The 16182-nt window shown below is 67.8% G+C and carries 11 protein-coding genes; 2 read left to right on the top strand and 9 right to left on the bottom strand.

All coding sequences use genetic code 11. The features are described 5' to 3' along the window. Positions 1-11: 11 nt before the first annotated feature. The 8 genes from FHU13_RS15290 to FHU13_RS15255 all read right to left on the bottom strand — a co-directional run bounded on the left by FHU13_RS15290 (position 12) and on the right by FHU13_RS15255 (position 8721). The gene (locus tag FHU13_RS15290; RefSeq protein ID WP_183436717.1) at positions 12-911 is read right to left on the bottom strand and encodes an urease accessory protein UreD; all 900 of its coding nucleotides are present in this window, start codon (positions 909-911) and stop codon (positions 12-14) included. Further along, entirely contained in the window at positions 911-1561 is a 651-nt protein-coding gene (ureG, locus tag FHU13_RS15285; RefSeq protein ID WP_183436716.1) for an urease accessory protein UreG, read from the bottom strand. Before ureG ends, FHU13_RS15290 begins: the two co-directional genes overlap by 1 nt. Then, positions 1558-3270, bottom strand: coding sequence for an urease subunit alpha (gene ureC, locus FHU13_RS15280; RefSeq protein WP_183436715.1), 1713 nt, complete (start codon positions 3268-3270; stop codon positions 1558-1560). The genes ureG and ureC overlap by 4 nt, the downstream gene beginning before the upstream one ends. A 13-nt stretch (positions 3271-3283) precedes the next feature. Beyond that, positions 3284-3979 carry an urease subunit gamma gene (locus FHU13_RS15275; protein ID WP_183436714.1) on the bottom strand — a complete coding sequence of 232 codons (696 nt, stop codon included), beginning with the start codon at positions 3977-3979 and terminating at the stop codon, positions 3284-3286. Positions 3980-3992: 13 nt separating this feature from the next. After that, complete coding sequence (locus tag FHU13_RS15270; protein WP_183436713.1) at positions 3993-4673, bottom strand: urease accessory protein UreF; 681 nt, start codon at positions 4671-4673, stop codon at positions 3993-3995. Positions 4674-4677: 4 nt separating this feature from the next. Beyond that, positions 4678-5139, bottom strand: coding sequence for an urease accessory protein UreE (gene ureE, locus FHU13_RS15265; protein WP_183436712.1), 462 nt, complete (start codon positions 5137-5139; stop codon positions 4678-4680). Between the two features lie 181 nt (positions 5140-5320). Beyond that, entirely contained in the window at positions 5321-6367 is a 1047-nt protein-coding gene (locus tag FHU13_RS15260; protein WP_183436711.1) for a tlde1 domain-containing protein, read from the bottom strand. A 386-nt stretch (positions 6368-6753) separates the two neighbouring features. Further along, entirely contained in the window at positions 6754-8721 is a 1968-nt protein-coding gene (locus FHU13_RS15255; RefSeq protein ID WP_183436710.1) for an oleate hydratase, read from the bottom strand. A gap of 608 nt (positions 8722-9329) precedes the next feature. On the opposite strand from FHU13_RS15255, the gene FHU13_RS15250 reads away from it, so the two are divergent. Continuing rightward, on the top strand, positions 9330-9965 hold the full coding sequence (locus FHU13_RS15250; RefSeq protein ID WP_183436709.1) for a DUF1269 domain-containing protein: 636 nt from the start codon (positions 9330-9332) through the stop codon (positions 9963-9965). A gap of 188 nt (positions 9966-10153) precedes the next feature. Here the strand turns inward: FHU13_RS15250 and FHU13_RS15245 are convergent, their stop codons facing one another. Next, positions 10154-12640 carry a PAS domain-containing protein gene (locus FHU13_RS15245; protein WP_183436708.1) on the bottom strand — a complete coding sequence of 829 codons (2487 nt, stop codon included), beginning with the start codon at positions 12638-12640 and terminating at the stop codon, positions 10154-10156. 397 nt (positions 12641-13037) lie between these two features. Between FHU13_RS15245 and FHU13_RS15240 the strand changes: the two genes are divergently transcribed. Beyond that, the gene (locus FHU13_RS15240; protein WP_183436707.1) at positions 13038-16049 is read left to right on the top strand and encodes a PAS domain S-box protein; all 3012 of its coding nucleotides are present in this window, start codon (positions 13038-13040) and stop codon (positions 16047-16049) included. Positions 16050-16182: the final 133 nt, after the last annotated feature.

Below are 16182 nucleotides of genomic sequence, written 5' to 3'. Positions count from 1 at the left end.
TTGGAAGTATATTACTTGCGGCGTCGACCCGGCTCGCACCCGCTCAACACCTCGAACACGGTCCGGAACACCGCCTCCATACCGGCCGAGAGAGCGCCGCCGTCCGGCGCGAGCAGGCGCAGGCCCAGTCCCGCCCCGTTGGGCAGCGGGCTCACACCGGTCAAGCAACCCGCCGCATCGGCCGCCTGTCTCAGGTGGAGGCCGGCCAAGCGATCATCGGCGGGGGCGCCGAGTACGACCATCGTGCCGTAGGCGCGATGATGTCCCATCGGCGAGGCCGGTGCGATGAACGCGGCTCCGTCGATCCGGCCGCGCTCCCGCACCAGCGCCCGGCCTTCGGGGTCACGGATCGTCAGGCCGAGATCGAGCCGGTCGAACGGCCGACCTTCGCCGAGAGGGTCGTGGCAGGCTACGCTCTCGGTGACGATGGCGCGGGCGCCCGGTTCGGCCGTGATGTCGGTGGAGACCGCGAGATGCGCGCCCGGAAACAGGATCAGCGGATCGGGATTGACTGCGAGGAAGGCGTCCGCCGCGATGGTCAGCCGCGTCTCCTGGCGTGTGGGCTCGGGGCCGCCGCGATGCACCACCGTACCGGCTTGGGTCGTGACGTGGACCCGCGCGCCCGTCCGTGCGGCGATGTCGAGGGTGAGGTGGTCGGCGGCGTAGAGGCCGCCGGAGGCCGATTGCAGGTAGAGGGTTGCAAGGTCGGGGCTCTCCGGATGCATCCGGAAGGCGCGGGTGATGTGGAACGGGTAGGGCACCACCTGCCGCGACAGCACGGTGGTGCCCCCGCCGCGGGCGAAGACGAGGGACGCCTGGACCCGGCGCCCGACCGGAGCGGAGGGCGCCTCGGTCGGGACGGACGTCTTCGGGCCGGGATCTTCGGGCAGGCCGTCCAGCGACAAGGCCATCAGGGCGCGAACAGCACGGCGCGGCAGATCGCGTCGGCCACCGCCTCGACGCCCTCGCCGGAGCGGGCATTGGTGGCGGCCACCGGTTTCGTGCCACGCACTCGCGCGGCCTCTGCCAGCATGCCGGGCAGATCGACGCCGACATGGGGCGCGAGGTCGGTCTTGTTGATGACGAGGAGGTCGCAACGCAGCACGCCGGGGCCGCGCTTGCGCGGGATGTCGTCACCGCCCGCCACGTCGATCACGAAGATCCACCAATCGACGAGATCGAGGGAGAAGGTCGAGGCGAGATTGTCGCCGCCGGACTCGAAGATCAGGAGCTGGAGCCCCGGAAACTTCGCCTCCAGATCGTCGCCGGCGGCGATGTTGAGGGTCGGGTCCTCGCGGATGACCGTGTGCGGGCAGGCGCCGGCCTCCACCGCCTCGACCCGGGCCGGGTCGATCAGCCCGGAGCGGCGCAGGCGCTCGGCATCCTCCTTGGTGACGAGGTCGTTGGTGACGACGGCGAGATCGACGCCGCGGGCCTGAAGCGCCGGGATCAGCCGCTCGATCAGCGCGGTCTTGCCCGAACCGACGGGGCCGCCGATGCCGATACGGGCGGCGGTCACGGACTCGGGGATGGCGGGGGAGGGGAGGACGGAAGCGGTCATCGCAGCATGTAGCGTTGGGCGAGCGGGAGGACGGTCGCGGGCTCGCAGGTGGCGAGTTCGCCGTCCACGAAGACCTCGAAGGTCTGGGGATCGACCCGGATCTCCGGGCAGGCATCGTTCCAGAGCATGTCGGCCTTGGTGAGCCGGCGGGTGCCGCTGGCCGGCAGCAGACTTTTGCGAAGACCCAGGCTCTCGCGAAGCCCGCCTTGAATCGCGAGCGGGTGGACGAAGCAGGCCGACAGCCCCTGCTTGGCGAGCCCGAAGGCGCCCCATTGCGGGCGCATCAGGATCGGCTCGCAGGTCATCAAGGAGGCCGCGGAATCGCCCATGGCGCCCCAGGCGATGAAGCCGCCCTTGATCACCAGCTCCGGCTTGATGCCGAAGAAGGCCGGGCGCCAGATCACGATGTCGGCCATCTTGCCGGGCTCCAGCGAGCCGATATGGGCGTCGATGCCGAAGGTGCGCGCGGCGTTGATCGTGTACTTGGCGATGTAGCGCTTGATCCGGGCGTTGTCGCCGAAGCCCGGCCGCTCCTCGGGTAGGCTCCCGCGCTGGTCCTTCATCTTGGAGGCGAGCTGCCATGTCCGGCAGATCACCTCGTGGATGCGGCCCATGCCCTGGCTGTCGGAGCCGAGCATCGAGATCGCGCCGATATCGTGCAGCACGTCCTCGGCGGCGATGGTCTGCGCCCGGATGCGGCTCTCGGCGAAGGCCACGTCCTCCGGCAGGGACGGGTTGAGGTGGTGGCACACCATGGTCATGTCGAGGTGCTCGTCGAACGTGTTGACCGTGTAGGGATTGGTCGGGTTCGTCGAGGAGGGCAGGCAGTGGGGCAGCCCCGCCACGCGGATGATGTCCGGCGCGTGCCCGCCGCCGGCGCCTTCCGTGTGGTACATGTGGATGGTGCGGCCGCCGATCGCCGCGAGCGTGTCCTCCACGAAGCCGGACTCGTTCAGCGTGTCGGTGTGGAGCTGGACCTGGAAGTCGTGCTCGTCGGCAAAGGCGAGACAGGAATCGATCGCCGCCGGCATCGCCCCCCAATCCTCGTGGATCTTCAGGCCGAGCACGCCGGTCTCGAGCTGCTCCTTGAGCGCCGCAGGCTTGTGGGTGTTGCCTCTTCCCAGAAAGCCGAAATTGACGGGCCAGGCTTCTGCCGCCTGGAGCATCTTTCCGGTGTTGAACGGTCCACCGGAATCGATCCCCACCGTGATCGGCCCGAGCGAGCCGCCAAGCAGCGTGGTGATGCCGGACGCGATGGCGTGGTCGGGCAGGCCAGCGGAATCGAAGTGCACGTGGACGTCGATGGCGCCCGGCGTCGCGATCAGCCCCTCGCAGTCGCGCACGGTCGTACCAGCCGACACGATCAGGCGCGGATCGACGCCGTCCATGATCGCCGGGTTGCCGGCCTTGCCAAGGCCGACGATGCGCCCGTCCTTGATGCCGAGGTCGCCCTTCACGATGCCGAGGACGGGATCGATCACGAGCACGTTGCAGAGCAGGAAATCGAGCGCGCCTTGCGCCGCCGTGACGCCCGGCGCCATGCCGATGCCGTCGCGCAGGGTCTTGCCGCCGCCATGCAGGCACTCGTCGCCGTAGACCGCATGGTCGTGCTCGACCACCGCGACAAGGGAAGTGTCGGCAAGCCGCACGCCGTCGCCGGTGGTGGGGCCGTAGAGGGCGGCGTAATCGCGCCTAGGGATCGTGACCATGTGCGTGTCTCCCTCAGGCGCCCTTGAAGCCGCGAGCCTTCGCGCGCGCCAGCGCCTCGGCGCGGGCCGCGTCGGAGTCGAGCGTGCCCTGCGTCAGGTTGTTGAGGCCGGTGAGTTCTTTGGCGCCGCCGAAGCCGGTGAGCGTCACCGTCTTGCGCTGGCCCGGCTCGAACCGCACCGCCGTGCCCGCCGGGATGTCGAGGCGGAAGCCGAGCGCCCGCCCGCGGTCGAAGTCGAGCGCCCGGTTGACCTCGAAGAAGTGGTAGTGCGAGCCGATCTGCACCGGGCGGTCGCCGGTGTTGACGACATCGAGGCTCACCCGCGGGCGCCCGGCGGCGAGCTCGATCTCGCCCTCCGCCGGCAGGATCGCGCCGGGCTCCAGCGTATCGGGCTCCGCGCCTTCCGCGGGCCGGATCGGCTCGTGCACGGTCACGAGCTTGGTGCCGTCGGGGAAAACGCACTCGACCTGCAGGATCGGCATCATGGAGGCCACCCCTGGCATCACGTCGCCGGTGGTCAGGATGGTCGAGCCCCAGCCAATCAGGTCGGCAACAGAGCGCCCGTCACGGGCGCCCTCCAGGATCTCGTCGGTGATGATCGCCACCGCCTCCGGGTAGTTCAGCCTCAGCCCCCGCGCCCGCCGCTTGCGGGCGAGTTCGGCGGCGGTGAAGATCGTGAGCCGTTCGAGTTCGGTCGGCGTGAGCAGCATCGGCTCGGCTCCTTCAATTCGCGAACAGGCGGAGTTCGGCCTGGGCTTGGCGCATGGCGGCGATCTCGATCAGAGGGGTGAAGCCGGTGAGTTCGATCGGGCCTTCCGGTTCTGGCACGGGCTGCTCCAAGAGTTCGGCGATCAGCGGCAGCGCGCCGCCGAGCACCCGCTGCGCCTCGATCGCCCCGATAGCGCCGAGCCGTACGGCGGCCGAGGTGAGGCCGCTGGCGAAGAGGTAGCCGGAGACGGACACCGCGTTGCGCTCGTCGAGGCCGAGCCCCGGCCAGAGAGCACCTTGGACGGTAGGCAAGTGCCCGAGAAGCCGGCCCCCGCGTACGGCCGCGCGAAGATCGGCGGCACCCGGCGTGCCGAGACGGCTATGTGAGGCGAGCAGCGAGGCGCCGTTGCGACGGCTGCCGACCCGCATCGGTTCAGAGAGCGAGGCGGCCTCGACCGCCGCGTCGATTGCCGCGAGTCGTTCAATCCCGCCACCCGCGCGATGAGCGCGGATCAGCGCGACCCGGTCGGTCCCGGCCCAGCGGAAGCGTAAGGCGGCCGCGACGGTGCGGGCGAGCGCCGCCTCGTCGAAGGCGGGGTTGTCCGCAATCAACCCTTCGAGGCCGTTGGAGAAGGCGAAGCTGCCGCTTGGAAAGGCGGTATCGGCATGCTGAAGCGCGGTGAGAGCGGCGAGCAACGCCTCAACCCTCCTCGCCCGCGTCAACGGAGTGGGTGACGCGACCCTCCGTGACCAGCGCGCCGAGGCGGACGAGATAATCCTGTGCCGGTCCCTCCAGCGCGACGAGGATGGCCCCAGCCTCGAAGCGGACCCGCCAGTGCAGGTTGCCGGCGTGATAGCCGAGCTCGAGCGCGTCGGGGACCGAGGCCGGTACGAGCCGCAGCCAGCGCTCGGCACCGACGCGGGCGACCAGGGCATGATGATCGTCGAGGACGAGCACAGCCCCATCGAACAGGGCCTGATCCCGCGGCAGGGCGAGCGCGATTTCCTCGCCGGCCACTGTCTTCGCCCGGAGGCGACGCCGGGCGACATCGGCACTCGGCACGCGCAGGATGTCCACCGCGCCGTGATGCTCGAGGTGATGCAGGCGCTCGGCGAGCCCCGCCTCCGACCGGTTGCCAAGGACGCGTTGGATCACACGCATACGCCACGACTCCGATACACACACTGCCCCGCCCGGCGAGCGGGCGGAGTTGTCCCCGGGGCGCCAAAACCGCCGAGCGGTTCCAACTACCCCTAGAACCCTATGCGAAGATCGGGCCACAATCGAGCGTAAAGAGAATTAATTTTTCTTTGAAAGAAAGCAAATCGGGTGTTGCGCGTCCTCAGCGCGAAGCAACCAGCGAGTTCGCATCACGACCGCGACCCGGGACGACCACGACGCGGCGGATCTCGCCGCGCAGGTAGGCCTGGAGGAACTTGTCGTAATCCTTGAACGAGATGCAGCCGTTCGAGGCACCGTTCGGCCCGAGCAAGTAGGTGTGAGTGAGCAGGCCGACGCGGCCGTGGATCGCCTCGCTGCCGCCGACCGGCGTGAGGCGCAGGGCTCGCACGCCGTGGAACAGCGCCTCCCGCTCGGTCAGGTCGTAGCTGCCCGGCGGTGTGGAACCGCGCATCTTGAGATGGACGAAGCGCGGGTCATCCATACTCTCACCGAGACCGGAATGCGCTTCCAGCCGTTCGCCGTTCGGCAGGACGACGCTCTGGGCGCTGATGTCGTAGACCGCGATACCGCCTTCGCCGGCCGGCGGTGAGGCCGGAACCGGCGATGTGAGCGGCCGGCGGGCGGCCGACTCGGCCGCGCCGTTCTCCAGGGCTGCATAGGCGAGAGCGGGCGCGGGGGAGGCTGGTCTCTCGACGCCGAGCAGCTTCTCGAAGAACGTGCGGGTGTCCTCCGTCTGGGTCGGCGCGGCCGCCACCGTGGACCGGCGGGCGGCGAGCCGCTCGGCCCGGCGCAGGGCTTCCGCCGCTCCGAGGCGCGAAAGCTCGGGCGGACGGCGCACGGGCAGGGGCACGACCTGCGCGAGGGTTGGCGTCGTCGGCGCGTCCGGAAGCCAGAACAGAGCCGCCATCCCGAACCGGGCCTCGGCCGGAGCGGACAGGTCTTGCGGCGTCCACTCGGTGAGCACTTCGACCAGGGGCAATTCAGCCGGCGGCTCTGCGGCCTGCGGTGCGGTGACGGGCGCTGGGGCCGCGGTCTCGGCCACCGCCTTCACGGGGACATCCGGCACGGGCTCTGCCGCAATAGGCGCCACTACGGCCTGCCGGGGCGGCAGACCGAACGATCCGAACGGAGCGGAAGAGGCCAGGATCAGCGCCGCGCTCAGATAGGCGGCCGTGGGCAGAGCCCACGAGAAGAGAGGATGTGCCATGCTGCGCCGCCCGAAATCTCGTCCCGGAGCAGCCTTCGCTCCTGAACCGCCCTGTCGGCGCGGGCGCAACGCCCCCGCAGCCGGTCAATCGATTGTCAACCAAGTGTGCGGCCGCACTCGGCGATTCTGGGGCGAGATCGTGGTCGGGCGGGGGTAAAACCGGAGCGGACTTTGGGCCGGGCCGGCATCGGAATAGCGCCGGATTGCATTCGGGGAGCGTACTGATGCGACGCGGGACCGGTCTTGGCAGTTGTGTCCCGGGTGTGTTGATGCTTGGATATTTTTCTCAATCGGCGGGCTGCATCGATATGGATGATTTGATTTTCATGCGTGGAACGAAAAGCATCCGTTCGCGATAGGCTGGCTTATAAGTCATGTCGCTATGATCATTTGTGCGACCCGAGGCGCCCCCGGATCTGCTCGAAGGATGCGCTGATGGCGTTCAGGGCTTGGTGTCTCCTGCTGAGCAAATGCTTCATCTCAAGCTGAGCCGATCCGTGGGGTGGGCCCTCAAGGTCCGGCAGAGGCGGCAGAATATGCGCGTAGTAGGTTCGGCCCAACAATCGATGCAGCAGGCGTTCGCCGGGAAAGGGCTCGTTGTTGTTCAGCGCGCGCGCTGCCTTAAGTAGGTTGCGGATGTCGTACTGTACCGGACTGATATCCGGCACCTGTTTGGCGAGGTCGAGCAGAGTGTAGACGGCCACACGCGCAGTGCGGATCGAGCTGTCCATCGTGAAGATGATGTCGTTCGAGGTTTCGACGAACTGACCCATCAGGCCCAGATTCGTGCAGCCCTTCGGCACCACATGCGGCCGATCGCCCGCGGCACGAGGCATGAACATCGCCGTGATGTAGGGCATGAGCGCCAGGCGCACCTTCGTCTTCGCCGCAACTGCCTCGCACTGATCCGCAATCCCGAGGTGATAGCAGAGTTCACTCAAGATCTCCCGGCCGGTACAGGCCGGCATCGGCTTCCCGACGTGGTTTCCGTCCTTGTCCATCAGGAGGGCGTAGGCCCAGAGGACCAGCACGTCCTTGGGTTGCTCGGGAAAATGCGGCTGGCGGTTGCAGGTCACGCTCAGCACCCAATTGGAATCCGTGAAGGTGATGATCCCACCCGTCACGGTCTTGCCTGAATAGGGATCGTTGACCGCCAGTTCCTTCAATCGCTCGACGAGGGGTGAGGGTTCGCAGGTCAGCGTCACCGACTCCCACATCGATTTTTCGGTGTCGCCGTAGAACTTTGCGGGCTTCCCGAAAATCGGGGATTTCTCGGCCAGGTTCTTCCAGAGCGTCCAATCGCTGTCTTCGCCCGGATCGTGCTGACCCCGCTCGAGGACTGGGGCATGGTCCATGTCGCCGTAGGCCGTGCCCTCGGTCATCGAGCCCGTCAGTGCGAAGACTACGTCCTTGCTCTCGATCGGGATGACTTCATCCTTGCCATCCGCCCTGATGTGAATGCCCGTGACGGTTCGGGTTTCGCCATCGACGCGCATCGCGAGATCGTACGCCCGCGCGCCGAACCGCACCTTCACGCCGCGGGCCTGGAGGTGTTCGACTAGCGGACGGACGAAACTGTCGTACTGATTGTACTTCGGGAAGACGAGCGCTGACATGTCCGTCAATCCGTCGATCGCGTCGAGGAAGCGGTGCATGTAGAGCTTCATTTCGAGAAGACTCTGCCAATTCTCGAACGCGAACATGGATCGCCAGAGGAACCAGAAATTGGTCTCGAGAAACCCCTTGCTGAAATATTGCTCGATCGTGATGTCGTCGAGATCTTCCTTGCGCTTGAGCAGCAGCCGGATCAACTCCCATTGCTGGGATTTCGTGAGTCCGAACCTTGAAAAGTCGCGGATCTGCCCCTGCTGGTGCATGAGCCGCGCCTTGGAGTAATTGGGGTCGCGGTCGTTGACGAGCCGGTACTCGTCGAGGACGCTGTAGCCTTCGGGCAGTTCGAGGGCCTGAACATCCTGGAACATGTCCCATAGATTGTCGTAGTTCCAGTTCATCTCGCGACCGCCGCGGATGATGTAGCCGTCCTCCGGATTGCCGGCGCCGTCGAGGGAGCCGCCCTCGATGGTCAAGGCGTCGAGGATCGTGATGTCCTCGCCTTTCATGCCGCCGTCGCGGATCATGTAGAAGGCGGCCGCCAGTCCGGCGATGCCGCTGCCGATGATCCAGGCCTTGCGCCCCTCCACCCGCTGCGCGGGCACGGGGCGATTGCGCATGTAGGCGCCCATCATGTCCGGAGGCGGCAGCGTGTTGTCGGGCCGATGGTGCCAATAGGCAGCCGATGCGTCCGCTTCGACGATGAAATCGCGGCCTTCTTCGCCTGGATGGGCCCCGGCCATTGTGCTTCTCCCAGAAAGCGGGCGGTGTCGTTCGCTGCGGCGCGACGGATCAGGCAGTCATCGGTTCGACGCCGCGGGCATGAATGCCGGACGAGTGCTTGCCCTACGCATGGTTGCAACCTTGGTTCCCGGCCGGAGCACTTTCTTGGTCGACCTGTTGGGTATTCCAATGAGGCAGATCAATTGATGCTGCCAGATCGTGGGATACGGTTGGGAGCCGGCCCTCAAAGGTTGGTAAAAAGTGGCTGATTTCATGCAGCGATGGGATGACGTGTAGCGATGCATCTGCAGATCGCTTGTAATCGGCAGAATGGATTGAGCTGGTATTGGCTTGGCGAGCGATTGTGCATTGCCATGGCCTCGATGGCAGGTTTTGCGACCGACGCGTAGCGCCAGAAAACTTTCAGAAGTCACAGCGTGGCGCGCGTTCAACCGTCGGAGAGCCTCCGGGCGCTGCATCCTCATGCCCGCATCCGTTGTAAATTTGGAATTTTCTTCAACGGCCCGTGATCGGCGAAGGATGGCCGTCTTCAGCGGGCTTCGTTCGACATCCTGGCCCGGCCACGGCCGGGAATAGCTGTCGCGTCGCATCCATCGAGGAGGAATGAATGGCCGAGCTTGTGGTGATTGGCTTCGAGGATCCGCACGAGGCGGACCGCGCTCTGAACGAGTTGGCACGCCTGCAGACCGAGTATCTGATCGATCTGGAGGATGCGGTGGTCGCCCTCCGGAGTCCTGACGGCAAGCTGCGGCTCAAGCAGAGTGTCGATCTGGTCGGCGCCGGGGCGGCCTCCGGCGGCATCTGGGGCGCGATGTGGGGCTCACTGGTCGGCCTCCTCTTCCTCAACCCGCTGCTCGGCCTTGCCACGGGGGCTGCCCTCGGAGCAGGGGCGGGGGCGCTGTCGGGCAAGCTCGGCGATTACGGCATCAACGATGATTTCATCCGCTCCGTCTCCGAAGCCCTGCAGCCGAACACCTCGGCCCTGTTCGTCCTCGTGCGCCGCGCGCAGCCGGAGAAGGTCCTCGCGGAGATGTCGCAGTTCCGCGGGCGCGTGATCCGCTCCTCGCTCTCACCGGAGCAGGAGAGCCGGCTGCAGGCGGCGTTGTCGGGACCGGAGGTGTCGATGCCCGGAAGCGCCGAGTCGGCATCGCCCTCTACCGCGGACGGCCCGGCAACCCCGACGCCGGCTGCCGGCAGCAGCCCGCAGTCTCCCGGCGGTTCCACGGGTCCGTCGGGTGCCTGATCCCGGCAAGGGTGGCGGCTCATCGATGGGACGCATCAGACGAGCCGTCCCGCCCCAAGCACTTCGACGGGATCGGCGTCATCCGGACGAATCTGTGGACAAAGGGTCGTCGCTCCGTACGGTCCTCTCGCTTCTTGTTTTTGCATCGTCTTCTCGACAAGCCGGTGGCCACCTTTCGGGACGATGCTCTAAGCCGGTACGGGTCGGTGGCTGGAGGCGACCGCCGGCCGGGCGCGCCGGTTCAGGGCACCGCGCAGGGCCCGTGCGACCTGTTCGGCCGAGTAGGGTTTGCGGACGAGATCGAAGCCGTGGGCGTCGTCCTGGGCCAGCACGTCGCTGTAGCCGGTGGTCAGGATGATCGGCAGGTTCGGGTGGTCGGCCTTCAGCCGCCGCGCGAGTTCGACCCCGCCCATGCCCGGCATCACCACGTCCGAGAAGACCGCATCGAACCGGAACGGTGCCTTCTCGAACTCGACGAGCGCCGTCTCGGCGTCGTGCGCCCAGACGATCGAGTGGCCGAGATCCTCCAGAAGCTGCGTGCAGAAGCGCCCGACATCGAGGTTGTCCTCAACCACGAGCACGCAGAGCGCCCGCTCCTCGAGCGGGGACTCGGCCGCGTCATCCGCCCGCTTCGCCTCCGGCTCGGGCGCACCGACCTCGGGAAGATAGAGCGTGAAGGTGGTGCCGCTTCCCAGTTCGCTCGTCACGTCGATGTCGCCGCCCGACTGCTTGGCGAAGCCGATGACCTGGCTCAAGCCCAATCCCGTCCCCTTGCCCACCGCCTTCGTGGTGTAGAAGGGCTCGAAGATGCGTGTCAGATGCTCCGGTGCGATGCCGGTCCCATCGTCGGAGACCGAGATCGCGGCGAAGGGTCCGGCCGCGTCGGTATGGCCGCGGATCGAGGGCAGCGCCTTCCCGCAGGCGAGCCGGAGCGTCAGCGTGCCCTCGCCGGCCACCGCATCGCGGGCATTGACCGCGAGGTTGACAAGCGCGGTCTCGAACTGGCTCGGGTCGACCCGCACGTGGCAGGGTGCCTCCGGCACCTCCACCGCGATGTGGATGCGGGTGCCGGTCACCGCATTCAGCATGTCGACAACGCCGGCAAGCCGCTCGACGAGGTCGAACACCTCGGGCTTGAGAGGCTGCCGCCGTGCAAAGGACAGGAGCTGGCTCGTCAGCTTGGCGGCGCGATCGACGGTATCCGAGACCGCCTCCAGGTAGCGGCTGCGCCGCTCCTCCGGAAGGTTCGGCCTGCGCAGGAACTCGACGGATGAGCGAATGATGGTCAGCAGGTTGTTGAAGTCGTGCGCTACGCCGCCGGTGAGCTGCCCGACGGCCTCCATCTTCTGGGCGTGGCGGAGCGCTTCCTCGGCTCGGGCGAGCTGCTCCTGGCCGCGTAGCCGTTCGGTGACGTCCTGGGCATACTGGAACGCGCCGATCCTGCGTCCTTCGGCGTCCCGCAGCGTCGTGAACCGCAGCTCGTAGGAGGGCCGCTTGCGCTCGGAATCGCCGAACGCCTCGACGAGGGTGAATTCCTCGCCGGAAAGAGCGCGCGACCAGACCGCCTGCGCCGCGGCGCGGTGGTCGGGCCGGCTGCCGAGCAGGTCGAGGAGGTTGTCGCCGACGCCGGGCCGCACACCGTAGAGGCTCTCGAACTCGTTCGCATAGGCGCGGTTCACGGCGAGCACGCGGTAATCGCGGTCGAGCGCGGCCACGAGGGCGTCGGTCGTCTCGAACACGTCGGCCCAGAGCTTGCGCTGGACCAGTGCGTCCGCGACGCGCCGCTCCAGCGTGGCGTTCATGTCCTGCAGGCGCTCCTCGGCGAGCTTGCGGTCGTGAATGTCCTCGACGACGCCGTACCAGCGGATGATTGCGCCACCCTCGTTGCGCCTCGGCCGGGCACGCGCCCGCATCCACCGGTACTCGCCGGTGCGGACGATGCGGATGCGGTAGTCCAAATCGATCGGCTCGCCCGAGGCGAGACAGCTCGCGAACACGGTCATGGTCCAGGGCACGTCGTCGGGATGAAGCGACTTGGCCCAGCCGGAGCCGTCCGGCTCGCCCGGCGCCTGCCCGGTCAGTTCGAGCCAACGGTTCGAGTAGGACGTGATGTTGCCGTTCGGGTCGCAGGTCCAGGGCACCTGAGGATTGAGTTCGACCGTGTGCCGGTAATGGTCCTCGCTCTCCCGCAGGCGGCGCTCACCGAGGACGCGGTCCGTACTCTCGGCCGTGACGCAGAACAGGCCGCTGACGGCACCGGCGTCGTCGTAGGCGGGCGAGTAGGTGAAGGACCACCAGCCCTGCTCGGGTCTCCCCTCGCGCGAGAGGTCCAGCATGACGTCGGTGAGGGTCTGACTCTCGCCCGCGAGGGTGGCGTCCACCAGGGGGCCGATCTCGTCCCAGATGCTCGCCCAGACCTCGCGGAAGGGCAGCCCGAGGGCCGTCGCGAGCCGGTAGCCGAGGATCGGCCGGTAGGCGTCGTTGTAGAAGCAGAGCAGGTCCGGTCCCCAGGCGAGAAACATCGCCGTGGGGCAGGACAGCATCAGGGACAGCGTGCTGCGCAGCGATTGCGGCCAGTGCTCCGGCGGTCCGATCGAGGTCGCCGACCAATCGCGGGCGCGGATCTCGGCGCCGGTCTGTCCCCCGGGCGGCAGGAACGAGAAGGCGTCATCCATGACGCACGAAGCCGGGCACCCGGAGATCTCTACGCGCCAACCCATCCATCGCTTTGCGGCCGACGACGGCTTCACCACCGGTCACGTTGGATCGAACCACCCCCGTCGGGCGCTTCGCGTTTCGAGAGAGGCGACCAAACATGGCGGTCAGATAACCTGTCGATTCATCGCGGGCGGGCATCTCGGCGTGCCCCGTTTCACCATCTCGCGAACTGTAACGGGGGGAGGCGGTCGCCGGTTGCCGCCCATTGCGGCAAGACAGTTGTGAAGAGGAAAGGGACGGCCTCAATGCCATCCGAGCTTTGACGTGCCGGCATCACGGTCAGGTCGGCCTCACTTTCGCCTCCGCCCGACCGGCATGGTGGAACATTCCAGCTATCCCGAACCTGTCTTTACAATGACCCCCGCCACGACGAGCGAGCACGAGGCTGCGCGCCTTCGCGCCCTGGAGCGCTACTGGTTGCTCGACACGTCGCGCGAGCAGGATTTCGACGAGATCGCGGAGGCTGCCGCCGAGCTGTGCGAGGCGCCGATCGCGGTGGTCAATCTGGTCGGTGACGGGCGGCAGTTCTTCAAGGCGGAGGTTGGCCTCGGCGTGCGCGAGACGCCGCTCGAGACCTCCTTCTGTCGGCAGGCCATCCTGCACAACGACTTCCTCTACGTGCCGGACGCGGCGCGTGATCCGCGTTTCGAGGGCAATCCCCTCGTCAGCGGCGAGCCCGGCCTGCGCTTCTACGCCGGCGCCCTGCTGAAGACCGCCGAGGGGCAGCCGATCGGGACCGTCTGCGTGCTCGACACCCGGCCGCGGGAACTCTCGGAGCGGCAGCGTCGCGGCCTGATGCGGCTTGCCCGCCAGGCCATGGCCCAGATGGAACTGCGCCGCTCGCTGCGGGAGCAGGAGGAGCAGCGTCTGCTGCACGAGCGCATCCTCGACAGCGCCACCGATTACGCGATCGTGGCCATGGATCCCCAGGGCCGCATCACGCGCTGGAACACCGGCGCCGAGCGCATCCTCGGCTGGAGCGAGGCCGAGATGCTGGGCCAAGCGGTCGATGCGTTCTTCACGCCGGAGGATCGGGCGGATGGCAGGCCCGCGGTCGAGAAGCGCCTGGCCGCGGAGACCGGCAGCGCCCCGGACGAGCGCTGGCACATGCGCCGGGACGGCACCCGCTTCTGGGCCTCGGGCGAGATGATGCCGCTGACCTCCGAGGGCGGTGAACTCATCGGCTTCCTCAAGATCCTGCGCGACCGGACCGGGCCGCGGGTCTCGGAGGCGGCGCTGCGGGAAAGCGAGATGCGCTACCGCTCCCTGGTCGAGGTCAGCCCGCAGGTGGTGTGGTTCGGCGACGAGGCGGGCAACATCACCTACTGTAACGCCTACTGGTACGACTATACGGGGCTTCCCTCCGGCGAGACCGGTGAGGTGGGCTGGATGGGGGCGATCCACCCCGATCATCGCGAGCGCGTTCGCGACACGTGGCTCGCGGCAGCGCGGAGCCAGGGCCCTTACGAAATCGAGTTCCCCCTCCGCCGCGGCGACGGACAGTACCGCTGGTTCCTGTCGCGGGCGCAGCCGGTGCGCGACGAGGCGGGCGACCTCAGGAGCTGGATCGGCACCACCCTCGATATCCACGAGCGCAAGGTCGCCGAGGAACGCTTCGAGGCACTCACCGAACTGGCCCCGGCCATCATCTGGTTCGGCAATCCCGACGGCAGCCTCAGCTACCTGAACGACCGCTGGTACGCCTATACCGGCCAGACGGCAGAACAGGCGCTGCCGCTCGGCTGGGGCGAGGCGGTCCATCCGGACGACTTGGACGGTCTGCTCCGGGCCTGGGACACGGCGCGCACCCGCGAGATCGTCTACGACACCGAGGCTCGCCTGCGACACCACGAGGGAACCTACCGCTGGTTCCTGATCCGGGCCGAGCCGCTGAGGGACGCCAGCGGCGTGGTGATCGGCTGGCTCGGCAGCAACAGCGATATCCACGATCGGCGCCAAGTCGAGGAGGAACTGCGCAAGGCGCGGGAGCAACTGCACTTGGCGGTCGAGGCGACCGGAACCGGCATCTTCGACTACGATCTGATCACGGACACGCTGGAATGGGACGCGCGGACCCGCGTTCTGTTCGGCCTGAATCCTAGAGCGCCCGTCAGTTACAAGGTCTTCCTGGCAGGCCTGCACCCGGACGACCGGGATTGGGTCGACAGGGCGGTCAAGGCCGCGCTCGACCCGGCCGGCAACGGCAGCTACGACATCGCCTACCGGACCGTCGGGCTGGAGGATGGCATCGAGCGCTGGGTCGCCGCCAAGGGGCAGGTCTTTGCCGCCGACGGCCGCGCCGTTCGCTTCATCGGCACCGCGCGTGACGTCATGCAGAGCCGGAGGGCCGAGCAGGTCTTACGCGAGACCGAGGAGCGTTACCGCCTGGCCGCCCGGGCCACCAACGACGCGATCTGGGATTGGAGCCTCGCGACGAACCATGTCCTCTGGAACGAGGCACTCACGGTCGCCTACGGCTATCCTCCGGAGGCGGTCGATCCGACGGGCGACTGGTGGATCAGCCACATCCATCCCGACGACCGGGCGCGGATCGATGCGTCCATCCACGCCGTCATCGACGGAACCGGCACTGCCTGGAGCGACGAGTACCGGTTCCTGCGCGCCGACGGCACCTATGCCGACATTCTCGACCGGGGCTACGTCATCCGCGACGGGCACGGGACGGCGGTGCGGATGATCGGGGCGATGCTCGACATCAGTGAGCGCAAACGGGCCGAGGAGCACCAGCGTCTGCTCACCGGCGAGTTGCAGCACCGGGTCAAGAACACGCTCACGCTCGTCCAGGCGATTGCCAGCCAGACCTTCCGCAACGCCTCGGACCCGGATGCGGCCCGCGAGGCCTTCGCGGCGCGCCTGATCTCGCTCGGTCGTGCGCACGACATCCTGACCCGGTCGAGCTGGACCGAGGCGCCCGTCATTGAGGTCGTGGAAGGCGCTCTGGCGGTCCATCGCGGTGCCGCGACGGCGCGCATCCGCGCGAGCGGGCCGGGCGTGCTCCTCGGTGCCAAGGCGGCGCTTGCGCTGGCTCTCGCCCTGCACGAGTTGGCCACCAACGCGGCCAAGTACGGCGCTCTGTCCAACGAGGAGGGATGTGTCGACCTGCGCTGGCACGTGGTGCACGAGGGCGAGACCCCCCGCTTCTGCCTGACGTGGTCGGAGCAGGGCGGTCCCCCGATCCTGGCCCAGCCGTCGCGCCGCGGCTTCGGCTCGCGCCTGATCGAGCGCAGCTTCGCCGTCGAGGTGGGCGGAGAGGTCAAGCTCACCTACGCGCCGACCGGCCTCGTCTGCCGCCTGGAAGCCTCCCTCGCTTCGATGCAGGAGCCGCGCGACGAAGTCGCGGCCTGAGGGACGATGGCGGGCAGGATTTGGCCCGGACGGTGAGGCGGGCCGATCGATCGCGTCGGTATTCGGGCCAACGTAGGCTTCCTCTTCGGTGGCGCTCGGGCAGCAAATGTTAGTGCGGGCCTCGCTCCGCTGA

Source organism: Methylobacterium sp. R2-1 (assembly GCF_014191355.1).
GTDB lineage: Bacteria > Pseudomonadota > Alphaproteobacteria > Rhizobiales > Beijerinckiaceae > Methylobacterium.
This window is presented reverse-complemented; position numbering and strand designations above follow the sequence as displayed.

What these genes read in the sequence shown, in the direction of transcription:
- ureE (WP_183436712.1), bottom strand. Translation starts at nt 5,139, where the DNA reads ATGCGTGTGATCCAACGCGTCCTTGGCAACCGGTCGGAGGCGGGGCTC.
- FHU13_RS15275 (WP_183436714.1), bottom strand. Translation starts at nt 3,979, where the DNA reads ATGCTGCTCACGCCGACCGAACTCGAACGGCTCACGATCTTCACCGCC.
- FHU13_RS15290 (WP_183436717.1), bottom strand. Translation starts at nt 911, where the DNA reads ATGGCCTTGTCGCTGGACGGCCTGCCCGAAGATCCCGGCCCGAAGACG.
- ureG (WP_183436716.1), bottom strand. Translation starts at nt 1,561, where the DNA reads ATGACCGCTTCCGTCCTCCCCTCCCCCGCCATCCCCGAGTCCGTGACC.
- FHU13_RS15245 (WP_183436708.1), bottom strand. Translation starts at nt 12,640, where the DNA reads ATGGATGACGCCTTCTCGTTCCTGCCGCCCGGGGGACAGACCGGCGCC.
- FHU13_RS15250 (WP_183436709.1), top strand. Translation starts at nt 9,330, where the DNA reads ATGGCCGAGCTTGTGGTGATTGGCTTCGAGGATCCGCACGAGGCGGAC.
- FHU13_RS15240 (WP_183436707.1), top strand. Translation starts at nt 13,038, where the DNA reads ATGACCCCCGCCACGACGAGCGAGCACGAGGCTGCGCGCCTTCGCGCC.
- ureC (WP_183436715.1), bottom strand. Translation starts at nt 3,270, where the DNA reads ATGGTCACGATCCCTAGGCGCGATTACGCCGCCCTCTACGGCCCCACC.
- FHU13_RS15260 (WP_183436711.1), bottom strand. Translation starts at nt 6,367, where the DNA reads ATGGCACATCCTCTCTTCTCGTGGGCTCTGCCCACGGCCGCCTATCTG.
- FHU13_RS15255 (WP_183436710.1), bottom strand. Translation starts at nt 8,721, where the DNA reads ATGGCCGGGGCCCATCCAGGCGAAGAAGGCCGCGATTTCATCGTCGAA.